This window comes from Treponema zioleckii (assembly GCF_014737315.1).
Lineage (GTDB): Bacteria > Spirochaetota > Spirochaetia > Treponematales > Treponemataceae > Treponema_D > Treponema_D zioleckii.
Genome location: NZ_JPUF01000141.1, coordinates 1 through 1404, shown reverse-complemented (window position 1 = coordinate 1404; position 1404 = coordinate 1). Strand labels below are relative to the sequence as shown.

At 29.0% G+C, this 1404-nt stretch carries 2 protein-coding genes; both read right to left on the bottom strand.

Annotation, left to right across the window (positions count from 1 at the left end):
* Positions 1-667 (bottom strand): acyltransferase family protein (locus JI65_RS16890; protein WP_191018332.1); only part of this gene is annotated, 667 nt, incomplete at its 3' end.
* Between the two features lie 335 nt (positions 668-1002).
* Positions 1003-1404 (bottom strand): hypothetical protein (locus tag JI65_RS16885; protein WP_191018331.1); only part of this gene is annotated, 402 nt, incomplete at its 5' end.

Below are 1404 nucleotides of genomic sequence, written 5' to 3'. Positions count from 1 at the left end.
CTCCAAACTTATGAAAATACAAGACTTGCAAGGTTGTAAATCCAAGAAAAGAAAATAAAAGCAAAAGCCGTTTTTCTTTCCTTGAGAATCTTTTCCAATTCAAGCCAAACAATAATACAATACTATAGGGAATCAAATAATAAACTGTACATTCTATTATTCTGTAATTCATCAATAACCTGTATTTGCAGGAAATTTCATACAGAATATAAACGAAAACAACAATACCAAATGTATATAATTTTGAAAAATCTATTTTCTTTAAAAAAGGAACCGAAAAAGCACAAAGCAGATAAATTCTTATAATCCAAACAAATCCTATGGAATCATTCTGAAGTAGATAAGATTTCAAGATGGTGTTTCTGCCTGGCAAACCGTTATTTGTAAAAATATATAACAAAAGGAAATATACAGAAAGAAATATCCAAGTCGGAATCAAGAGCCTGAATATACGCTTCTTAAAATAGGTAAAAACATTTTTGCTCCGTTCAAAAGAACCATTAGCCAAACAACCAGAAATAAAGACCATTAATGGCACATCAAAATTCCTTATCATTGACAGCCAATCTGAAATTGGAACATGTGCAAGAATAATTAATGCTAGACCGAATACTTTTAAGAAATCAAGATAATAGTTTCTTTCATTTTGGATACTTGAGTTTTCCAATTTATCCTTCCTTTTTTGGATACGGATAAAAATGTTAAACTCAAATTTTATTTTTCCATAAAACTACCAGCCCAGTGGGCTGTGAGCATAACAATTGCTTAAACCGCAAACCGGCTTGACCGGTTTGTCGGCTTTGAAGCTTTGTTATGGCAATTATATTTCTTATACAGAATTAGCTTTCTTAATTCCTTTTTTTCTTTAAGAATTATTCTGTAATTTTTTGAAGCAACGCTTCTATTATTATTTATTTTTCCAAGCGGCGTAAAGCCGCGTACTACCGCTAACTTGCGTAAACCCTAAAGTTCAATTCCATTTTTTAATCGAGCTTGACTCAATTAAAAAGCTTCTACCTCATATAATTTTAATCTGTTTTCAAATAATAATGCTTTTCTGTCATTGTTCAAAAAAAACATATAATCACAATCCAAAGGAATGGAGGAACATGTAATAGGAATTCCTTTAGCAAATAATTTTTCTGGTACATATAAAACAACTAATGGATCTGTAAATTCATTAAACATATTGATAATTTGTTTGTTAATTATCTTTAATTCTAATATTTTTTCTTCATTTTTTTCATATTGATTAATAATTTCATAATCTGTTTTTATCAGTTTAATTGTATTTTTACATTCTGAAAAAGATACTTTCTCTACTGGAAGACGATTTGTCTTTTTGTTTTTTCCCGGAGTTTTTACCAATAAAGAAGATTCTGAATTCTTTAGTTTCATTACTTC